This is a genomic window from Bacillus sp. FSL M7-0003 (assembly GCF_038628485.1).
GTDB lineage: Bacteria > Bacillota > Bacilli > Bacillales > Bacillaceae > Bacillus > Bacillus safensis.
Genome location: NZ_CP152024.1, coordinates 1086685 through 1107346 on the forward strand (window position 1 = coordinate 1086685; position 20662 = coordinate 1107346).

At 41.7% G+C, this 20662-nt stretch carries 19 protein-coding genes and 1 riboswitch; of the genes, 11 read left to right on the forward strand and 8 right to left on the reverse strand.

Going from position 1 to position 20662, the window contains the following annotated elements; genetic code table 11:
* Positions 1 to 75: 75 nt before the first annotated feature.
* The 4 genes from MHI23_RS05425 to MHI23_RS05440 all read right to left on the reverse strand — a co-directional run bounded on the left by MHI23_RS05425 (position 76) and on the right by MHI23_RS05440 (position 7155).
* Positions 76 to 1011 carry an anti protein gene (locus MHI23_RS05425; RefSeq protein ID WP_107163853.1) on the reverse strand — a complete coding sequence of 312 codons (936 nt, stop codon included), beginning with the start codon at positions 1009 to 1011 and terminating at the stop codon, positions 76 to 78.
* Between the two features lie 120 nt (positions 1012 to 1131).
* Positions 1132 to 4560, reverse strand: coding sequence for a methionine synthase (gene metH / locus MHI23_RS05430; protein ID WP_342492356.1), 3429 nt, complete (start codon positions 4558 to 4560; stop codon positions 1132 to 1134).
* Positions 4544 to 6385, reverse strand: coding sequence for a bifunctional homocysteine S-methyltransferase/methylenetetrahydrofolate reductase (locus MHI23_RS05435; RefSeq protein WP_342492357.1), 1842 nt, complete (start codon positions 6383 to 6385; stop codon positions 4544 to 4546). The genes metH and MHI23_RS05435 overlap by 17 nt, the downstream gene beginning before the upstream one ends.
* A gap of 78 nt (positions 6386 to 6463) precedes the next feature.
* Positions 6464 to 6582, reverse strand: a riboswitch (SAM riboswitch).
* A gap of 81 nt (positions 6583 to 6663) precedes the next feature.
* Positions 6664 to 7155 (reverse strand): YajQ family cyclic di-GMP-binding protein, encoded by a 492-nt coding sequence (locus MHI23_RS05440; protein WP_012009527.1) that lies wholly within the window; start codon positions 7153 to 7155, stop codon positions 6664 to 6666.
* 237 nt (positions 7156 to 7392) lie between these two features.
* Between MHI23_RS05440 and MHI23_RS05445 the strand changes: the two genes are divergently transcribed.
* The 3 genes from MHI23_RS05445 (at position 7393) to MHI23_RS05455 (ending at position 11208) form a co-directional block, all read left to right on the forward strand.
* On the forward strand, positions 7393 to 8241 hold the full coding sequence (locus tag MHI23_RS05445) for a S1 RNA-binding domain-containing protein (protein ID WP_041089776.1): 849 nt from the start codon (positions 7393 to 7395) through the stop codon (positions 8239 to 8241).
* Between the two features lie 343 nt (positions 8242 to 8584).
* Entirely contained in the window at positions 8585 to 9562 is a 978-nt protein-coding gene (locus tag MHI23_RS05450; protein ID WP_107163854.1) for a BMP family ABC transporter substrate-binding protein, read from the forward strand.
* A complete protein-coding gene (locus MHI23_RS05455; protein WP_107163855.1) occupies positions 9559 to 11208 on the forward strand; it encodes a methyl-accepting chemotaxis protein in 1650 nt (549 codons plus the stop codon). The genes MHI23_RS05450 and MHI23_RS05455 overlap by 4 nt, the downstream gene beginning before the upstream one ends.
* A 47-nt stretch (positions 11209 to 11255) precedes the next feature.
* On the opposite strand, the gene MHI23_RS05460 is transcribed toward MHI23_RS05455, so the two are convergent.
* Entirely contained in the window at positions 11256 to 12107 is an 852-nt protein-coding gene (locus tag MHI23_RS05460; RefSeq protein WP_064498286.1) for a DegV family protein, read from the reverse strand.
* A 140-nt stretch (positions 12108 to 12247) separates the two neighbouring features.
* On the opposite strand from MHI23_RS05460, the gene MHI23_RS05465 reads away from it, so the two are divergent.
* Positions 12248 to 13090 (forward strand): YitT family protein, encoded by an 843-nt coding sequence (locus MHI23_RS05465; protein WP_039177740.1) that lies wholly within the window; start codon positions 12248 to 12250, stop codon positions 13088 to 13090.
* A gap of 14 nt (positions 13091 to 13104) precedes the next feature.
* A complete protein-coding gene (locus MHI23_RS05470) occupies positions 13105 to 13560 on the forward strand; it encodes a BsuPI-related putative proteinase inhibitor (protein ID WP_039177744.1) in 456 nt (151 codons plus the stop codon).
* Between the two features lie 50 nt (positions 13561 to 13610).
* On the opposite strand, the gene MHI23_RS05475 is transcribed toward MHI23_RS05470, so the two are convergent.
* From MHI23_RS05475 to MHI23_RS05485, 3 genes are all read right to left on the reverse strand, one after another.
* Positions 13611 to 13802: a DUF3813 domain-containing protein gene (locus MHI23_RS05475; protein ID WP_024425070.1), complete on the reverse strand. Its 192-nt coding sequence runs from the start codon at positions 13800 to 13802 to the stop codon at positions 13611 to 13613.
* Positions 13799 to 13948, reverse strand: coding sequence for a hypothetical protein (locus MHI23_RS05480; RefSeq protein ID WP_024425069.1), 150 nt, complete (start codon positions 13946 to 13948; stop codon positions 13799 to 13801). Before MHI23_RS05480 ends, MHI23_RS05475 begins: the two co-directional genes overlap by 4 nt.
* A gap of 88 nt (positions 13949 to 14036) precedes the next feature.
* Positions 14037 to 14849: a Cof-type HAD-IIB family hydrolase gene (locus MHI23_RS05485; RefSeq protein WP_125586513.1), complete on the reverse strand. Its 813-nt coding sequence runs from the start codon at positions 14847 to 14849 to the stop codon at positions 14037 to 14039.
* 137 nt (positions 14850 to 14986) lie between these two features.
* Here MHI23_RS05485 and MHI23_RS05490 point away from each other — a divergent pair, with 137 nt between their 5' ends.
* The 6 genes from MHI23_RS05490 to argJ all read left to right on the forward strand — a co-directional run bounded on the left by MHI23_RS05490 (position 14987) and on the right by argJ (position 20659).
* The gene (locus MHI23_RS05490) at positions 14987 to 15772 is read left to right on the forward strand and encodes an alpha/beta fold hydrolase (RefSeq protein ID WP_039177751.1); all 786 of its coding nucleotides are present in this window, start codon (positions 14987 to 14989) and stop codon (positions 15770 to 15772) included.
* A 46-nt stretch (positions 15773 to 15818) separates the two neighbouring features.
* On the forward strand, positions 15819 to 16127 hold the full coding sequence (locus MHI23_RS05495) for a metal-sulfur cluster assembly factor (protein WP_024425066.1): 309 nt from the start codon (positions 15819 to 15821) through the stop codon (positions 16125 to 16127).
* Positions 16128 to 16250: 123 nt separating this feature from the next.
* Complete coding sequence (locus MHI23_RS05500) at positions 16251 to 17696, forward strand: FAD-binding oxidoreductase (protein ID WP_125586511.1); 1446 nt, start codon at positions 16251 to 16253, stop codon at positions 17694 to 17696.
* Complete coding sequence (locus tag MHI23_RS05505) at positions 17693 to 18241, forward strand: MFS transporter (protein WP_039177758.1); 549 nt, start codon at positions 17693 to 17695, stop codon at positions 18239 to 18241. The genes MHI23_RS05500 and MHI23_RS05505 overlap by 4 nt, the downstream gene beginning before the upstream one ends.
* Before the next feature lie 137 nt (positions 18242 to 18378).
* Positions 18379 to 19416: an N-acetyl-gamma-glutamyl-phosphate reductase gene (gene argC / locus MHI23_RS05510; protein WP_047201777.1), complete on the forward strand. Its 1038-nt coding sequence runs from the start codon at positions 18379 to 18381 to the stop codon at positions 19414 to 19416.
* A 22-nt stretch (positions 19417 to 19438) separates the two neighbouring features.
* Positions 19439 to 20659 carry a bifunctional ornithine acetyltransferase/N-acetylglutamate synthase gene (gene argJ, locus MHI23_RS05515; protein ID WP_039177764.1) on the forward strand — a complete coding sequence of 407 codons (1221 nt, stop codon included), beginning with the start codon at positions 19439 to 19441 and terminating at the stop codon, positions 20657 to 20659.
* Positions 20660 to 20662 lie beyond the last annotated feature (3 nt).

A 20662-nucleotide genomic window follows, 5' to 3' on the forward strand; every position in this document is an offset into this window, starting at 1 on the left:
TTCATCTATATGTATCGTACCATAAGAAAGCATAAGAAAAAGGAAAAGGGAGATCCTTTTCCTTTTGTCCTCTTATTAATAATTCAGGTCACGGTTGTATTCATATTCGAAGGTGAGCTGCAAGTTTTTAATCGACACGACGCCTACTTTAATTAATCGTCCACCGATAAGCTGAGGGACCTCTATCGCGTTGAAAGAAACAAAAAAGCGGTCTTTTGCTGGAACCTGGCTTGTTTTATAGGAAGAGATATCAACCTTTTGACCGTTCCAAGGTACATTCACTGCTCCGCCTTTTAAAGAAGAAACGGTGAAAACATAATTGTGTGCGTTGGTACTGCCTTTATCAGCCTCTAATGAAAGACCAGTTACGACAGCATCCTGCGGCAGACTGCTTAAATCAAAATTAGAATTTGGAGAACCGGCTTCATTGAAGCTGTTGAGTGTGGCTGGCGACCCATATCGTTTGAGTGTTGCTTTTTCAATGCTTTTATCAAAGACAATGCGGTACATTTTATCTTCTTCATTTAGTAATTGTTTAGGCTTAACCGCTAGGTAGTAATCCGTACTGGCGGCAATTTTCGGCATATGAATGATCTCATTTTGGTTGTATGTCCGCACAGAGGAAGACACAAGCGCGCCGTCCTTATTGTAAAGATAGAGATCAAAATCATTTCCTGACTTTACATTCACAAGTTTAATGGAAAAACGACCGTCCGCACCATCAAATTTGGAACTGGTGAAATGGTAAAAGTCGACGTCATTTATAGAAGAAATACTTCCCTCGTGATATAAATAAGATTTATTCAAATAAAGAGAAGGCTGCAGGAACTGAGCTTTTTCCATCGTATCATTGTTGGCATAATCACTGTCTGGATACTGGTGCTCCAATTCTTCTGTATAATTTTTTGTTTGTTTCGTAGATGCTTCACTTGCTAGTGCAGGTGATTGGAAGAGAGAGGCAGCGATGAAGAGGCCGGCAAGCAGTAAAAAACCAATTTTCTTTTTAAACATGACAAACATCTCCTATTCATTCATTTTCTTTCATTTATATTATCGGTGGATTATTGTAAAAATTGATATTTATTCCATTTTTATAACAAAAAAGAACCCCCAATCACGGAGGTTCTAGAGTTAATGAACATTAAAATATCGAGCTTCAGGGTGGGAGACGACAATCGCTGAAACAGATGCTTCAGGTTCCATCATGAATCCTTCTGTCAGGTGGATGCCGATTTTTTCAGGCTGAAGCAGCTTGAACAACTTTTCTTGGTCCTCAAGATTTGGACACGCTGGATAACCAAAGGAATAGCGCTGCCCTTGATATTTCGCTTGAAATCGTTTTTCCATTGTAAAATCGACTGGGTCAGGGAAGCCCCATTTGTCACGAATCACTTGATGGGTTCTTTCAGCTAATCCTTCTGCAAGCTCAAGTGCCAGAGCTTGGACAGCATGCATTTTTAAATAATCTCCTTCCTGCTTAAATTGCTGCGCGACTTCACGTATACGCGCGCCGGCTGTGACGGCGAATAAGGCAATATAATCTTTCTCGTTTTCATCACTTTTCCGTACATAATCAGAAATGGAGCGGTACGGGAGCTTCACCTGCCTTGGAAATTGGAACGTTTCAATGATGCGGTCAGGCTTTTCGGGATCATAAATATGCAAATCATTTCCGTCTGAACCGGCAGGGAAGAATTGATACACAAATGCTGGCGCAAACCAGTTTTTCTCTCTGCCTTCGTTTAGAAGGTCTGTGACAAGCTGTTTTAATTCCAATGCTTTTGGGTGCTGTTCAGCTAATAAGGCTTTGACTTTTCCCTTTAAGCCGAGATGATGACCAATGAGCATTTGTTCATTCACATAAGGCATAATATGATGCAAATCGATGTCCCTCACATAATGGCGTGTGGTATTTTCTGGTGTAAATACCGGTGCTTGCGGGAGAGATGCGCGTTTTTCTAGTAATTCAATGACAGCTTTCGGCTGCTTTCCTTCTTTCTCCTTGAAAGGTGCCGCTGGCTCCTCTTCGGGCTTTGTTTGAAATTGCAGTGGATTCGCTTTTAACTCATTGGCTAATGACAGACCGTCCATGGCATCTTTTGCATAAAGAACAGGTCCATCATAATGAGGCGAAATTTTCATTTTCGTAAATTTGCGAGAAAGGGCAGCACCGCCGACCAAAATAGGAACAGAAATATTGGCCTTTTGTAAATCCTGAGCGGTTAGTACCATTTGCTGTGCGGACTTTACAAGTAAGCCTGATAATCCGATCATATCTGGTTTTTCCTTTTGCACAGCTTCAATCAATGTTTGAGGTGTCACCTTGATGCCGAGGTCGACTACTTGAAAGCCGTTATTGCTCAAAATGATGTCGACAAGGTTTTTCCCGATATCATGGACATCTCCTTTTACGGTCGCAAGAAGAATCTTTCCTTTCCCGCTCGCATGCTGCTTTTCCATATATTGCTCAAGGAACGAAACAGATGCTTTCATGACCTCTGCCGATTGAAGCACCTCGGCGACAATCAGTTCGTTTTGATTAAAAAGACGACCAACCTCAGCCATTCCCTGCATTAACGGACCATTGATAATATGAAGCGGCGATTCATATTGCTCCAAAGCAAGGGATAGATCATCGATGAGACCTTCTTTCGTTCCTTCGACGACGTAGAGCGCCAGCCTTTCATCAAGTGATAAGGAGACCTTTGGTTTTTTCTCCGTTTTCTTTTTGCCGCGGTAAAATTGGGTGAATTCAGCCAGTGTTTGGTCATTTGTTTCATAAAGCAAGGTTTCAGCTAGTTTGATTTCATCCTTTGGAATGGATGCGAAGCGCTCAAGCTTTTCCGTATTCACGATGGCATAGTCAAGCCCTGCTTGCACGCAGTGATACAAATAGACGGCGTTTAAGATTTCTCTGCCAACAGGCGGAAGTCCGAAAGATACGTTGCTGATGCCTAAAATGGTGAGGCACTCAGGCAGGGTTTCCTTGATCATTTTAATGCCTTTGATCGTTTCTTCAGCGGCGCCAATATATTGCTCGTCTCCAGTGCCTACGGGAAAGACAAGCGGATCAAAAATGATGTCACTTGCAGGAATTCCATATCTCTTCGTTAACAAATCATGCGAACGTATAGCAATTTCAAGCTTTCGTTCTGCTGTCACAGCCATTCCTATTTCATCAATTGTGCCAACAACAAGTGCACCGCCATATAGCTTCACAAGAGGTAGAATCTCTTCAAAACGTTCCACGCCATCCTCAAGATTAATAGAATTGATGATGGCTTTCCCTTGAGAATAGGTGAGTGCCTTTTCAATCACGTGTTTATCCGTTGAATCAATGACAAAAGGAGCTTTCACCTTTTTCATGGCTTCTTGTAAAAAGCCTTCCATGTCTGCTGCCTCATCACGGTCTGGATCAGCCAGACACACATCAACGACGTGAGCGCCATTTTTCACCTGAGCACGAGCAATTTCTGCTGCTTCTTCAAACTTTTGTTCCGCAATGAGCCGTTTGAATTTGCGAGAACCAATGACATTGGTCCGTTCACCTACAAAAAGAGGACGCATTGAATCCTCATAAATAAGGGGCTCAATTCCTGATACGGTATGCTGCGGTGATTCGCGAGTGATATGACGCGGCTGAATCGTGCGTACTTCATCTGACAATGCTTGAATATGTGCAGGTGTCGTTCCGCAACAGCCGCCGACAATATTTAACCAGCCTTCCTTAGCAAAGGCGGCGATTTTTTTAGCAAGAGAAGCAGGGGATTCATGATATTGGCCTTCTTCATCTGGGAGACCAGCATTCGGATAGCAGCTCACCGCTGACTTTGCGATGGAGGAGAGCGTGCGGATGTGGTCTGTCATAAATTCTGGACCAGTCGCACAGTTCAGGCCCACACTGATGGGTTTCATATGCTCAAGAGAGATATAAAAGGCTTCGATATCCTGACCTGCAAGGGTGGTGCCCATTGGTTCAATCGTACCTGATACCATGAGTGGTAATTGAATGCCTGCCTTCTGAAAGGCTTCCTGAATTCCTTTGAAACCAGCTTTTACATTCAGCATGTCTTGGCTTGTTTCTAAAAGAAGGGCATCACACTTTCCGTCAATTAGAGCGCGGGCTTGTTCTTCATAGTTTCTGACGAGCTCACTGAAGGTTGTGCCGCCTGTTACAGATAATGTTTTCGTTGTTGGGCCCATTGCGCCTACAACAAAACGAGGCTTTTCGGGTGTGGAGAAACGGTCAGCTTCTGCCTTTGCCAGCTGCGCAGCTCGAACATTGAGTTCATAAGCAAGGTGGCCAAGCCCATATTCATCAAGAACGAGCTTTGTCGCACCGAACGTATTTGTTTCAATGAGATCGGCACTTGCTTCGAGGTATTCCCTATGGATCGCACGGATGATGTGAGGGGCTGTCATATTCAAATACTCGTTACAGCCCTCATACTCTTCTCCGCCAAAGTCCTCTGCTGTCAGGTTGGCGTTTTGAATCATTGTGCCCATTGCACCATCAAGGACGAGGATGCGTTTCTTGAGCTGTTCAGTGATAGTTGACATGGATGTTAGACTCCTTTTCTTTCTGATGGATGTAGGTGGTCAGTTCTGCTGTTAAATCTGATCGAAGGAAAGGAGTAATTAAATAAATGCCATTAAACAATTCGCAGGCTGTATCTAATAAAGAGCGGGCAATCGCTAAACCTTCTGCTCGTTGCTTTGCTTTATCTTCGCCAGCTTTGGCCATAATGTCACGAATAGAATCAGATAATTTGATGCCTGGAATTTCGTGATGAATAAACTCGGCGTTTCGGCTGCTTGTTAATGGCATAATGCCGATGTAAATCGGTTTATCCAAGTGGCGGCTTTCCTCATGAATTTTCACAAGTTGTTCTTCAGAATAAACAGGCTGTGAAATAAAATAATCAGCGCCGTATTCGATTTTTTTCTCAAGACGTTTGACCGCTTTATCAATATGACGCACATTTGGGTTAAACGCGCCAGCCACTGAAAAATTGGTCTTTTTGCCAAGAGGTTTTCCTGAGAAAGAAAGGCCTTCATTAAATTGCTTGATGAGACGAATCAAATCAAAGGAGGTTAAATCATATACAGATGTTGCACCTGGGAAGTCTCCAATTTTAGATGGATCGCCTGTGATCGCTAAAATATCGGTTAATCCAAGAGTGTCGAGCCCCATTAAATGGGATTGTAGCCCTATCAAATTACGGTCGCGGCATGTGATATGAACAAGAGAACGCATATCAAGCTGCTGCTTTAATAATGCGCCGCAAGCGACATTGCTAATGCGCGGAGTCGCAAGAGAATTATCGGCTAAAGTCAACGCATCAATGCCAGCATTCTTTAATTCATTTGCAGCAACGAGAAATTTTTCGAAGTTCAGCTTCTTCGGTGGATCGAGCTCTACGATAATCGATCGTTTTTTCACAGCCAGCTCATCAAGACCTGGTTCAGTGCGCTGATCTTGGATGGAAATGATTTCTTCTTTTAACACTTTCACTTCTTTTTCAGTGATCGGTGCTAAACCTTTGACCGCTTCAGCCATTGCGCTAATATGCTGAGGTGTTGTTCCACAGCAGCCTCCGATAATGCGTGCACCCTGATTTCTAAATTCAAGTGCACTTTTCCGGAAATAATCGTTATCTGTATCATAGACGAGTCTGCCTTCTTCAAGAGAGGGGAGACTGCTGTTAGGATAGACAGATAAATGCGAATTTTCTAAAAGTGGAACGCCTTCGAGTGCCTGAATCATGTGATAAGGGCCCAGCCTGCAGTTGATGCCGACGACATCTGCACCAAGAGATGATAACTCAGATAAACCATCCTTCAGCGGGGTACCATCCTGCAAAACGCCTTGTTCATGCATAGAGACATTCATGACAATCGGGAGAGTCGTTTCTTTGCGAGCAATTTGGAGAACAGCCTTCGCTTCTTCTATGTCATAATACGTTTCAAGCAATAATCCGTCAGGCTCTTCATTTAATAGGATGTACAGCTGCTCTCTAAAGCTTCGTTTGATTTCTTCTATAGAGTAGGCATTTTTGTTAAACGTTCGAATGCCGCCAATTGTTCCGAGAACATAAGCAGAGCCAGCGGCTGCTTTTGCAATTTGTACCGCTTTTGTATTGATGCGTTTCGTTTCTTCCTCTAAGCCGTAGCGGGATAGTTTAATATAATTCGCACCGTATGTGTTCGTTTGGATGATGTCAGCGCCTGCCTGCACATATGCTTCGTGCACGCGTTTCACTTCATCCTCTTTCGATAAATTTAATTCTTCAAAACAGCGGTCAATGCCGTAAGAGTATAAAAGTGTTCCCATCGCTCCATCAGCTATCAGCACGCGATTTTGTAAGTCTTGTAATAGGCCCATTGTATTCCTCCTTATTTCTATGTAACAAAAAAAGCCTTCTGATAAGAAGAAGACTTTTTGGCTGTATCGTAATTCTTCTCCTTATCTTCCAAGCAGTTGCTTGCTGGATTTAGCACCTTGGTCATAGAAAATAGATTTCTACTACACCGGTTGCTGAGGCTTCACAGGGCCAGTCCCTCTGCCTCTCTTGATAAGAAAGCAATATGAACATTTCAATGAATTGAACTTCCATCAACTGTAACGAAAAATGCAGAAATAATCAATGGAAAATTTGAAATTTATCGAAAATTTATAAATTGGACATCAATCGGCAAATCAGCCTTACGCATAAGAGAAATAACCTCTTGTAAATCATCTTTATTTTTCCCTGTCACACGCACTTGGTCATCCTGAAATTGTGATTTCACTTTGATGCCAGACTGCTTGATGAGTGCGTTGATCTTTTTAGCGTTGTCTTGATCAATCCCGCTGATCAGCTTCGCACGCTGGCGTACTGTACCGCCAAGAGCATGCTCGGTTTTTCCGTAATCGATGTTTTTAGTTGGCACATTTCGTTTGATCAGCTTTGTCACAAGTACATCTTTTAGCTGCTCAAGCTTGAAGTCATCATCAGAAATGAGAACAAGTTCTTCTTTTTCGAGAGAAATATCACTTTTACTTCCTTTAAAATCATAACGGTTTTTAATTTCTTTCAGCGCTGCTTGAACAGCGTTTTGCACCTCAGGCAGTTCGACCTTCGATACAATGTCAAATGAGCTTTCTTTTGCCATCACACATGACCTCCAAGTATTGATATTGCGTCTATTTTATCATGCCAATAGGCGAAGAAGAAACTTTATCGAAGAGATGAGGCAAAGAGTTCAGCCGGCTGCGGTATAAATCGTGACCAGTTTGTCCACTTTAGCTAACAGAACTAGAGATGTTCATGCGGGGAGAAGTATAGTAGAATAAAGTGAATCAAAAGATGAACGAACGCTCTTTTATGGGCAGATAGGAAGGAAGAGAACATGAGACCAGGTGAGCAACTGACCTTGCAAATAGAGAACGAAATGGAATACGGCTACTTTTTGACAGATGGTGAAGATTCGGTCCTCTTACACCGCAGTGAAATGACAGAGGATCTTGATGACCGAGATGAAGTAGAGGTCTATTTATATGTAGATCATGAAGAAAGACTCGCTGCCACAATGAAAATTCCTACAATTAACGCACATACATATGGCTGGGTAGAAGTTGTAGACGTGGTAGAAGACATGGGCGCATTTGTCGATGTTGGACTGTCAAAGGATGCACTTGTGGCAACAGAACACCTCCCGCCATTTGAGGAAGCATGGCCTAAAAAAGGAGACAAACTCTACTGTATGCTGAAAGTCACAAGTTACGGCAGAATGTTCGCAAAACCAGCCACAGAAGACGTGATCAGTGAATTGTTTACTGAGGCACCAGAAACCTTAATGAACAAAGAAATTACTGGAACAATCTATCGTTTAATTGCGACAGGTTCTTTTATGCTGACAGATACAGGCGTGCGAGGGTTTATTCACCGCACGGAACGAAAGGAAGAGCCAAGACTAGGATCGACCGTTACAGGACGCGTTATTGCAGTGAAAGAGGATGGAACCGTGAACGTTTCTCTGCTTCCTAGAAAACAGGATGCATTATCTGTCGATGCAGAAGAAATTTTAACCTATATGAGAACAAGAAACGGCGCCATGCCTTACGGAGACAAAAGTGATCCAGAGGATATCCGCGAAAGATTTCAAATGAGCAAAGCAGCCTTTAAACGAGCACTAGGTCATCTGATGAAAAATGATCTCGTTTATCAAAAAGAAGGCTGGACATACGAGAAAAAGTGAGCATTTGCTCACTTCAGCGTGCAGACAAACCCTCGCATTCGGTGTCAGTCCTGCGTGCCGGTGCTCACGAATGTCAAATTCGCTCCGCTCCGGTACTCGTCCCTCCTAGGGCTGCAAAGGTTTTCAGGTCACGCTGAAAAGAAGACAAAGTTCTAAAATAAAGTTTATTTTAGCCCTTTGTCAATGATCTAAAAGTGAGCATTTGCTCACTTTTTTATTTTTGTCTTAAATAATGGATTTTTTCTATGAAAAAAGTCATGAAAACCTTCACTATATCATTGAAACAACGCCCCTCAAATCCGATAAAAAAGGAGTAAGGATGATAAAAGGAGTGTGTTTTTGGATGAAAGTGAAGATTTCATTGCTTCTGATGGCAGCCATGCTTATGGTGCTCGCCGCATGCGGTAATCAACAGGAGGGGTCGCCAAAATCAACTGCGAAGCATATTGGCGTTATGCTCACAGATGATGGTCTTGGTGATCAATCATTTAACGATTCATCATTTAAAGGATTAGAAAAAGCACGTGATGAGCTTGGCATTGAATTTGATTATAGAGAAATTGCAGAAACTGATACATATGAAAAAGGGCTGACAGAACTCGTAAAAGATGGTAATGATCTCATTATCGGTGTAGGTTTTAGTATGCAAGAAGACCTAGAAAAAGTCGCAAAGAAATATCCGAAGAAGCAGTTTCTTCTGATCGATGCCGTATCTGAGCTGAAAAATGTGACCTCTGTGACGTTTAAAGAAGAGGAAGGCAGCTATTTAGCAGGTGCACTTGCTGCGATGACAACGAAAAGCGATGTCATTGGATTTGTTGGCGGTGTTGATGCAGACGTCATTCATCGTTTTGAAAAAGGGTTTCAAAAAGGCGCCAAATCAGTCAATCCAAAAATCAAAATCTTATCTACCTATGCCGGTACATTTAGTGATGCAGGTAAGGGCGGTAAAATAGCCAAAGATATGATCAAAAAGAAAGCAGACGTTTTATATGCTGCAGCCGGTTATTCAGGTGTTGGTGTATTAAAAGAAGCGCAATCGCAAGGCAAATATGCCATTGGTGTTGACAGCGATCAGTACTATACTGCGGAAAAAGCTGTGATTTCATCTATGGTGAAAAAAGTCGATGAAGTGGTTTATCAATTCAGCGAACAGGTCGTTAAGAACAATCAAATTAAAAGCGGACATGTTGTCTATGACTTAAGCAATGATGGAATCGATATGGCAAAAATTCGGATCTTAAAAAATGCTGACACACTGACCAATAAATTAAATGGTCTGAAGCAGACGCTTCTAAAAGAAGAGGGGGGCGCATCATGAGTTTACGCGTCAAAATTTTACTCAACTCACTTATCTCACTTCTTTTAGCAGTTGGTGTCATTGCCTTTATCATTGTCAGCATGACAAAGATCCAATCATCAAATGAAGCAGATGTCCAAACCTTATTAAACGTACAAAAAACGAAGGCAAGCTTTGAAAGTGTCGAGCAAGCGATGACCAATTATTCGATGACACTTTCAGATGAACAGCTAGAGATCGTTCAAAACGATATTTCTACAGCAAAAAAACAGCTGCAAACGTTAAACAAGTATGCAGGAAATTTGAACAAAGAGGCATTAACAAGGTTAAATTCAAAATATGACACATGGACCAAAGAAGCAAACAATGCCATTGGTGAAAAAAACGCCTCGGATGCAAGACGTGTGGCAGCAAGAATTGATGGCGTTTTAAACGATGTGCATACGATGAATAAAAGAGCAGAAGAAGCGTATAAACAAAATCTAGAGGATGCAGCAGACAATGTACAATGGATTATTACAAGTGCACTCGTCTCAGCCCTCACACTGATTGTCATTGCCGTCTTTTTGAATATGGGGTTAACGCGATCCATCGTGACACCTATCAAATCACTATCCTACAGAGCAAAGCAGATCGCAGAAGGGAATCTTGCTGTGGAGCGGACAGATATTCAGCGTAAGGATGAAATCGGCGGCTTGAATGAATCCTTTAATCAAATGACAGATCAGTTGATTAGTTTGATTAAAGAAATTAGCCATGTCTCAAGCCGAGTAGAGACATTCTCGATCCACCTGAATGATGAAAATAAAAAGATGATGGAATCTGCCAATCAAGTATCTGTCTCAACAGACGAAATGGCCAATGGGTCACAAGCGATTTCAGAAGATCTCCAGCATGGCGTCAGCTTGATTGAGAAAATGGACCAGCATGGACGTAAAAATTCCGAACGCTCACAAACGGTCATCCGCAGTACAGAGGATGCCATCGAAGCCGTAGAAAGCGGAAAGCACACGTTAACAGAAACAAAATCAGCGATTGAAAAAAATACACATGCCACGAGACAAATCGAAGAATCAGCAGGAGAATTCACGCAATACGCCAGCGGAATCTCGGCCATGGCCAAAACGGTTTCTGACATTGCGGATCAAACAAACTTACTTTCCTTAAACGCAGCCATTGAAGCGGCAAGGGCAGGCGAAGCTGGAAAAGGCTTTGCCGTTGTAGCAGATGAAATTCGCAAGCTTGCCGATGAATCGTCAAATGCAACAAGACAAATTTTTGACATGGTCAGTCATATTGAAAGAGGGATTCAATCCATTAGTCAAACGGTTCAAGAAGGGGTCAAGCTTTCACTTCAGCAGCAGGATGCGATGGACAAAACCTCACACTCCTTTGAAGATATAGAAACAAAAGCGCAGCATATTAAACAAGAAATGGCGGTCTTAAATGACCAAATTATCCAATCAACAGAACTTGGCGGACAAGTACTGCACTCGATTGAAAATATTAGTGCAGTAGTAGAAGAAACAGCAGCTGGCAGCGAAGAAATTTCTGCCTCAGCCAATGAACAGCTGCAATCGTTCCATCAAATGAACAAACAAGTCGAAGAATTGATGAGTATGACGGCAAGGTTAAATGAAACTGTCCAGCGATTTAAACTTTCATAAGAAAAGCACCCTTCCCGTGTTGTATCAGGGAAGGGTGCTTTTTATGATCATTTGCCTGTAAAAAAGATCGCAAGCGTGCTAGGTCCTGAATGGGACCCCACAGCGGCGCCGATGATATGAACATCAATTTCTTTAGGATGAAATTCGTCTTCAATCAGTTGTTTCATGTCTTCTGCAAGTGCAGGATCATCACCATGACTAATGCCAACCGTTTGATTAGGCCAATCCGTTCCGCGTTCTTTCATTAGTTCAATAATACGTTTCAGCAGCTTTTTACGTCCGCGGATTTTTTCTAGTGGGATGAGTTTTCCATCTTCGACATGTAAAATGGGTTTAATGCTTAACAAACCGCCAACAAATGCGGACGCTTTACTGATCCTTCCGCCTCTTGCTAAATACGTTAAATCGTCTACAGTAAAAATATGTTGTAAAGATTCACAAAAATGCTTTACAGACGTTTCAATTTCTTGTATTGTATTTCCGTCAATGGCAAGTGATTGAGCGTGTTTGACAGCAAGCCCATAGCCGAGTGAAGCGCATTTAGAATCAATGATTCGTAAATCAAAATCAGGATATTCTTCCTTCACTTCATTTGCCATCATCACAGCTGTCTGATATGTACCTGAAAGCTCTGATGAAAAAGCGACATAGATGGCAGATGTATGGGTTTGAGCGGCAGAAACAAAGGCTTCCTTGATCCGGTTTGGTGAAGCCTGTGACGTTTTTGGACTGGCTCCTTGTCTCATCGCATCAAATACTTGTTTTGGTTCAATGGTGATCAAATCCTCAAATTCCTGCTCGCCAAGCAACACGCGGAGCGGAATGAGTGTTATGTTATGTTCATCATAATAAGAAAGAGGCAGATCAGCAGCACTGTCTGCTATGATATGAACAGTCATATAAATCCCTTCTTTCTAAAAAAATAAGCCATATTTTACATCTTTTTAGCCTAACTATATCATAGAAATCATCTTTTCGTGTTCAAATTCTAAATTTTAGGGAAAACCATAGAGAGAATGGTAAGTGGAGGAATGACAACATGTTCATTGGAGAAGCAAAAAAACTCATTGTCGTCGTAATTGGTGCATTACTCAATGCGATTGGACTGAATTTATTCTTAATCCCAGCTGACGTATATGCGAGCGGTTTTACAGGGGTAGCCCAGCTGCTATCCAGCTTAATCGATCAATATGCGCCATTTTATGTATCAACAGGGATTCTATTATTTATTTTAAACATTCCAGTCGGCATTTTAGGCTGGATGAAAGTTGGCCGTTCCTTTACTTTGTACAGCATCATCAGTGTTGCACTGACAACCATTTTCCTTGGCGTTTTACCAGAAACGAGTGTTTCCCATGATATTTTATTAAATGCTGTGTTTGGCGGTGTCATATCCGCAGTAGGAATTGGGATCACGCTCAAATACGGGGCATCGACAGGCGGACTCGACATCGTTGCTATGGTATTAGCGAAATGGAAAGACAAACCAGTTGGCACGTATTTCTTCATTTTAAATGGAATCATCATTTTTACAGCAGGATTATTACAAGGTTGGGAGAAAGCATTATATACGCTTGTCACATTATATGTGACCACAAGGGTCATTGATGCCATCCATACAAGACATGAGAAGCTGACCGCGATGATTGTGACGAAAAAAGCAGATGAAATCAAAGAAGCCATTTACGGAAAAATGGTCAGAGGTATTACGACTGTACCTGCAAAAGGCGCATTCACCAACGAGCAAAAGGAAATGATGGTGATCGTCATTACAAGGTATGAGCTGTATGAACTTGAACAAATTATTAAAGAAGTCGATCCAAAAGCCTTTACAAATATTGTGCAGACAACCAATATTCTTGGATTTTTCAGACGAGATTAAAAGGTGGGTAGCAGATGAAAAAAGGGTTGGTACTTCTTCTCATTCTATTGTTTTTAGCCGCTTGTGGACAACAAAAAAAGGATGAACCAGACAAGGAGGTTTCCGGTCAAATGGGAGAAAAAACGGTTGTACTCACAGTAGACCCCGTCCAGAAAGGTTCTTCAGTTCAATTTAACATGTCACTGAAAAATGAATCAGATCGAGATATTGAATTTACCTTTAACACAAGCCAAAAATTCGAGCTCAGTGTGTATGACGAAAACGGGAACGAACAATATCGCTATTCGAAAGACCGTATGTTCACACAGGCCATCCAAACTTTTGTGCTGAAAAAAGGCGAGGCCTATGATTTTCAAGACACGTGGTCAAACGGTGTAAAGCCCGGAACATACGAAGCGGTTGTAACGTTTAAAGGAAAAGCAGAAGGGCTGAAACAAATCACGGAGAAGAAAACATTCCAAGTCAAATAAGCATGGGAATTAGAAAAAGCTGTCCATCAAATGTGGACAGCTTTTTTATGTCAGAGATCATCAAGCAAGTCTTGGAAGGTATGCAGCTGGTTTCTTTCTGCATCTGTTGAATTGGCAAATGCAGAGGATACGGCATTTTTCGCTCGTTTGACTGCCTGTTGACGCTCTAACCCAGATGAAAATGAAGAAGTAAGAGCTTCTTCAGTAAATGATTTGGCTTGATCAAAAAGTTCGTTTCTCACAATGAACCTCCAGAAGCATCAGTCTTCATATTTCCTCTGTCTGACGCTTCTTCAAGTGTCGAACGGTAAGGAAAACGTGCGTCATGAAGACTGACTGAATCTTTACCTTGTTGTATAAAGCGTTTCGATTTGCTTCTTTTACCCATTCGGAATCCGCCCCTTTACACAAGCTGACAGGACAACCTGTCTAACGGTAGTATGCCCGCTTCCATCTGCTATGTATGAATGGAAAAATTAAAGCGAGAAGTAATTCGTTAGAAACTTAGCAATCCCGTCTTGTTCATTCGTATCAGTGACTTTATTTGAGACACGTTTCACGGCATCAATTCCGTTGCCCATTGCCACACCACATCCAGCAAATTCAAGCATTTCTAAATCATTGTCTTCATCTCCGAATGCCACAATCCGCTCCTTAGGAACACCGTAATAATCACTGATCTTTTGCAATCCAACAGCTTTATTCATGCCAGTTTTAATGATTTCAATCACGTGCCACGGGGCAGCCCAGCGTCTGTGATCAATCACTTCTGCATGAACATCTGATAAATAGCTTCGAATAGCTCCGACGTCCTCTTCTTTTGCATGAATTAACACGCTCGTCACATTTTCTCCAAGGTTGTCCCTTAGGTCTCCAACAGTGACTTTGTTTGCATTCATATTAAAGATATCAATGAGTTTTTCATCATGATAATGGAAATACAAATCGTCTAACACTTCAGCTAACACATTATGCACTTTATACTCTTCACTAATGTCTACAAGCTGTTTGACCACTTGAAGATCAAGTGACGTATGAAATCTGCCCCATTTCTCATCAAGAGGATGATGGACAAACGCTCCGTTAAAATTCACAATGGGTGAATCAAGCTGTAATTGCTGATAATAAGGAGAGCTGGATCGAAATGGCCGGCCTGTTGATATACAGACGTGATGCCCGCTGTCTCTCACTTTTTGAATGACGTCAAGTGTGTGCGCAGAAATGGTTTTATCATCTTTTAATAATGTGCCATCCAGGTCAAGTGCGATTAGATAAGGTTTAGTCTCCATAAAATCTCCTTTGATCTGTAAGTGATAGGAGGCAATCCATGTTAGCGCCTCTTTCTATAGTGTATCTTTATCACATCTTTGTTGTCTACATGTTAAAATAAACAAAGACGGGAATGATAAAGGAGGATTCATAGGCTGTGATCACCATTGATGAGCAAATTACGCGCGATATTCCATTTTTACATATCGTAAAAGCTGAAAATAAAGACAAACCGCTGCCGCTTGTATTTTTTATTCACGGATTTACAAGTGCACGAGAGCATAATTTACACTTCGCCTTCCATCTGGCGGAAAAAGGCATGAGAGTCATTTTGCCTGACTGTGCTTATCATGGTGTAAGATCAGAAAACCTCAACTTAGAGGAACTGGCATCAAAGTTCTGGGAAATTGTCCTGAACGAAATTCGTGAAATCGATATACTCAAAACATACTTTCAAGAAAAACAATTGATTGAAGCCGATTTGATAGGCGTTGCAGGTACTTCCATGGGCGGCATCACCACCTTTGGCGCACTTGCCAAGCATGATTGGATCAAAGCCGCTGTCAGCTTGATGGGGAGTCCGAACTATACGACGTTTCTAAAAGCACAGATCATGGACATGCGTCACAAAGGGTTGATGAAAGACATTACAGACGAAGAGGTTCATCTGCAATTAGACGCCCTGCGCCCATATGATTTAACGCTGCAAACGGATCGATTAAACAAAAGACCGCTGTTATTCTGGCATGCAGAAAATGATCCTGTAGTCCCTTACCGGCACGCAAAATCCCTATACGATGAGTTAGCGTCCACACAATATAAGCAGGATCCGCACCTGATTCGCTTTATCACTGATGGACAAGCTGGCCATAAGGTCTCAAGACAAGCGATGTTTGAAACGATTGACTGGTTTGTGACTCATCTGAAAAGCACAAACGTTTAGTCATAAGAAAAAGTACGTTATACTAATGGAAAAAGGAGTGGATATCATGGATGAAGCATTGAAAGAAAATATTTTAGGTGCCCTAGAACAGGTGATTGACCCTGAGCTGAATGTTGACATCGTCAACCTTGGACTTGTCTATGATGTCGATCTTGATGAGAATGGAAAAGCGGATATCACCATGACCTTAACATCAATGGGTTGTCCTCTTGCACCAATTATCGTGGATGAAGTCAAAAAAGCATTAAGTGATCTTCCAGAAGTAAAAGAAACAGAAGTTCACATCGTATGGAATCCGCCTTGGACACGAGACAAAATGTCAAGATACGCAAAAATCGCGCTCGGTATTCAATAAGCACAAAATGAAAAATGCCTGGTATGAGATAAACTCATGCCAGGTTTTTTTATGAAAAATTAAGGTGGAGGAAGAGAATGGCTTGATATAATGGATGTAATTTTATAGAACGGAGTACCTATTATGAAACGAAAATGGCTATGGGTCGTTCTTTTGATCGTATATGCTACTGCATTTTTTGTATCAATCACTATACGAGAAGGCCAAACACACAAAAAACAGGATCTTGAGGCTTTTACTGATGTTAGTCATCTCATGCCTGTCAAAATCAAAAAAGTTGTTCAAGGGAAAGAAATAGACACGTTAAAAGAAGTATTGAAAGAAGCAAAAGCAAAACACCTGCCGATTTCTATTGCCGGTAAACAGCATAGTATGGGCGGCCACACATATTATGAAAACGGCATCGTGCTCGATATGACGGAATTCCGCCAGATTTTAGCGTTTGATCCTAAAAAGAAAACGATTCGGGTTCAAAGCGGTGCTACATGGGATGATATACAAAAATATGTGAATCCATATGGTCTTGCTGTGAAGGTAATGCAATCGCAGAATATCTTTACAATTGGCGGATCTTTAAGTGCAAACGCACATGGACGTGACATTCGTTACGGGTCACTCATTGACACAGTTCGCTCATTCAGGCTGTTAAAAGCAGACGGTGAGATTGTCACAGTAAAGCCAGGCGATGATTTATTTACTGCCGTCATTGGGGGATACGGTTTATTCGGCGTCATTTTAGATGTGGAGCTTTCTTTAACAAAAGATGAACTATATAAAATGGAGACAACCTCTCTCGATTACGATGAGTATACGGATTATTTTCAAAAGCATGTCAAACACAATAAAGAAGTACGCATGCATCTTGCCAGAATCTCAACAGCGAAATCAAACTTTTTGAAAGAGATGTATGTGACGAATTATTCACTCACTTCACAACAAGGGATCGCATCATATCAAGAGCTGAAAGAAGACCAACTCGTCATGCCTTTGAAATTTATGCTCGGCCTTTCAAGAAGATTTGATATGGGAAAAGATCTGCTCTGGAATTTGCAAAAAAAGTATTTCTTAAGTCAAAATGATCAGCTGATCACAAGAAACAATGTGATGCGTTCTGACTCTGCCTTTTTAGAATATGAAAATGAATCTGACACAGATGTGCTGCAGGAATATTTCGTCCCAGTTGACCGTTTTCGTGCGTACATTGATGACATGAGATCCTTTTTACAACAAGAAGATTTGAATCTAATGAATATCACAATACGTTATGTACAAAAAAATGAAAAAGCGGATCTCTCCTATGCGAAACAAGATATGTTTGCACTTGTGCTTTTAGTGAATTACGGGTTCGAAAAAGAAGAGAAGGCGGAAGCCGAGCGAATCATTCGAAAAATGACAGATATCACGCTGCAGCACGATGGAAGCTATTACTTACCGTATATGCCTTATCAAACGAAAGCGCAAATGAAGCGGGCGTATCCTAAAACCGATGTATTCTTCCAAAAGAAAAAACAAGCAGATCCAGATGGCACGTTCACCAACTACTTTTATGAGAGGTACAATACACAATGAATGCAAAAGCAATGAAATGGTTCGTTTACTCACAAAGTCTGCTGTTTTTCGCCAGCAGTTTGATTTTCCCTTTTTACATTCTTTTTATTAAAAATGTTGGGTCAAGCTATTCACAGTTTGGTCTTGCCTACGGCCTGTTTGGTTTAAGCGGAGCATTTATTCATTTACTCTTAGGGAAACTGCCCGAAACCACCGACAGGCGGCTCTTTTTAATCATTCATTCGTTCGGTATGGCGTTTCTTTTGCTGCTTTTTCCGCATATAACAGAAGTGGAGCAAGTGTATATGATTCAGCTGGCACTTGGTGCGCTTGGCGGCTTTCAAAAGCACGGAGAGAAACTGCTCGTCACGGACCTCACAACAGAGAACAAAAGAATGAAAGAAGTCGGTCACTATCATTTTTGGACAGCCCTTTTTTCATCCATCGCTATTATGCTTGGAGGTCTGTTCGCTGATTTCTTTACCGTTTACTTCATTTTTTATGCAAGCTCTATATTATATTTATGCAGTGCGCTCATGGTCATCTATATCAAAAACGAAAGATAAATCCGCATGTCTCGTGAAGATATGCGGTTTTTTTGTTGAAAAAAAATGAAAACAAATATTAAATATACAATTGAATTAATTTTTATACATGTTATAATGTTAAATAATTTCACAAAGATCAAGAGGGTGTATTGACGTTGAAAATAGGTATTATAGGTGCTACAGGGTACGGTGGTGCGGAATTGGTTCGTATCTTCAAGCATCACCCGCATGTGGAGGAATGTATATTGTATTCATCAAGTGGTGATGGGCAATCATACAGTCAATCTTATCCACATCTAACAACGATTACTGACCAAACATTAAAAGCCATTGACCCGGCTGCTATTGTGCAAGAGACAGATGCTGTGTTTTTAGCGACTCCAGCAGGCGTATCAAGTGAACTGACGCCAAAGCTTATGAATCAAGGAGTGCCGATCATTGATTTATCAGGTGATTTGCGCATTCAAGATGGAGCCACCTATGAAGCTTGGTATAAACGAAGGGCAGCGGATGAAGCATCTGTTCAACAAGCGGTGTACGGTTTATCCGAACTGAATCGTGACAAAATTCAACAAGCTGAAGTGATTGCCAATCCGGGCTGCTTTCCTACCGCAGTTCTTCTCGGTTTAGCACCACTCATCAAACAGAATGTCATCGATGAATCTATGATTATAATAGATGCAAAAACAGGGGTGTCCGGTGCCGGACGATCTGCCTCACTTGGAACGCATTTTTCAGAACTAAACGATAACTTTAAAATTTATAAGGTGAATGAGCATCAGCATACGCCAGAAATAGAGCAAATATTAAGAGAATGGAATCCGCAGACGGCGAACGTCACATTTTCTACGCATCTTGTCCCGATGACAAGAGGGATTATGGCGACGATGTATACACAATTAAAAACCGATGTCACAAAAGAAGAATTGATGAAGCGAATGAAAGGCTTTTATGAAGATTCCTATTTTGTCAGAGTGAGAGATCACGGCGTTTATCCACAAACGAAAGAAGTATATGGCAGTAACTTCTGTGACATTGGCTTTCATTTAGATGAGCGAACAGGGAGACTTACAATCGTGTCGGTCATAGACAATCTCATGAAAGGCGCGGCCGGCCAAGCGGTTCAAAACTTCAACATCATCAAAGGCTTACATGAAGAGGCGGGCCTCACAATGACACCTCTTTATCCATAAGAGAACAGGGGAGACAACAAACATGATCGAATTGAATGAAAAAAGCATTGTCAAAATAGACGGTGACGTATCATCACCAAAAGGCTTTGAAGCGAAGGGGATTCACATTGGCTTGCGCTATTCAAAAAAAGACCTTGGCCTCATCGTCAGCGAAGTACCAGCAGCAAGTGCAGCGGTCTACACACAAAGTCATTTTCAAGCTGCGCCTCTCAAAGTCACACAACAAAGCTTAAAAAAGACAGGACAATTAAAAGGTGTCATTGTCAATAGTGCCATCGCCAATGCATGTACTGGTGAGCAGGGATTAAAAGACGCGTACGACATGCAGGCAGCCTGTGCAGATATGTTAGGTGTAGCACCTGATTACATCGCTGTTTCTTCTACTGGTGTCATTGGGGAATGTCTGGAGATGGATAAAATCAAAAAGGGCATCGCCGAGTTAAAAGAAGCAAAAGCCGAAAAAGGCCATTTTGAAGAAGCGATCTTAACGACAGATACTGTCATTAAAAATACAACATACACCCTTACGATAGACGGAAAAGAGATCATCATTTCAGGCGCAGCAAAAGGCTCTGGCATGATTCACCCGAACATGGCCACAATGCTTGGCTTTGTCACAACAGATGCAAATGTCGAACAGGAAGCGTTACAGCAAGCGCTTCGTGACATTACAGATGTGACCTTTAATCAAATTACCGTCGATGGAGAAACGTCGACAAACGATATGGTGCTCGTGATGGCAAATGGCATGGCAGAAAACGATGTACTCAATGAAGAGCATCCAGAATGGCCTTTGTTTAAAGAAGGATTAAAACTAGCTTGTGAGGATTTAGCCAAAGAGATTGCGAGAGATGGAGAAGGTGCAACGAAATTAATTGAAGCGAAAGTCGCTGGTGCTAAAAATAATTTGGAAGCCGGCATCATTGCGAAAAAAATCGTTGGTTCAAGTCTTGTCAAAACCGCCGTATATGGTACGGATGCTAACTGGGGTCGAATCGTTGGAGCCATTGGTCATAGCGCAGCTTCCGTCACTCCGGAAGAGGTAGAAGTTTATTTAGGCGGACAATGTTTATTCAAACACAATGAACCGCAGCCATTCTCAGAAGAGGAAGCAAAAGCATATCTAGAGCAGGATGAGATTACGATTTTCATTCAAATGAGTGAGGGAAATGGTGAAGCAGCAGCATGGGGCTGTGATCTTACCTATGATTATGTGAAAATTAACGCGAGCTATCGCACATAAAGA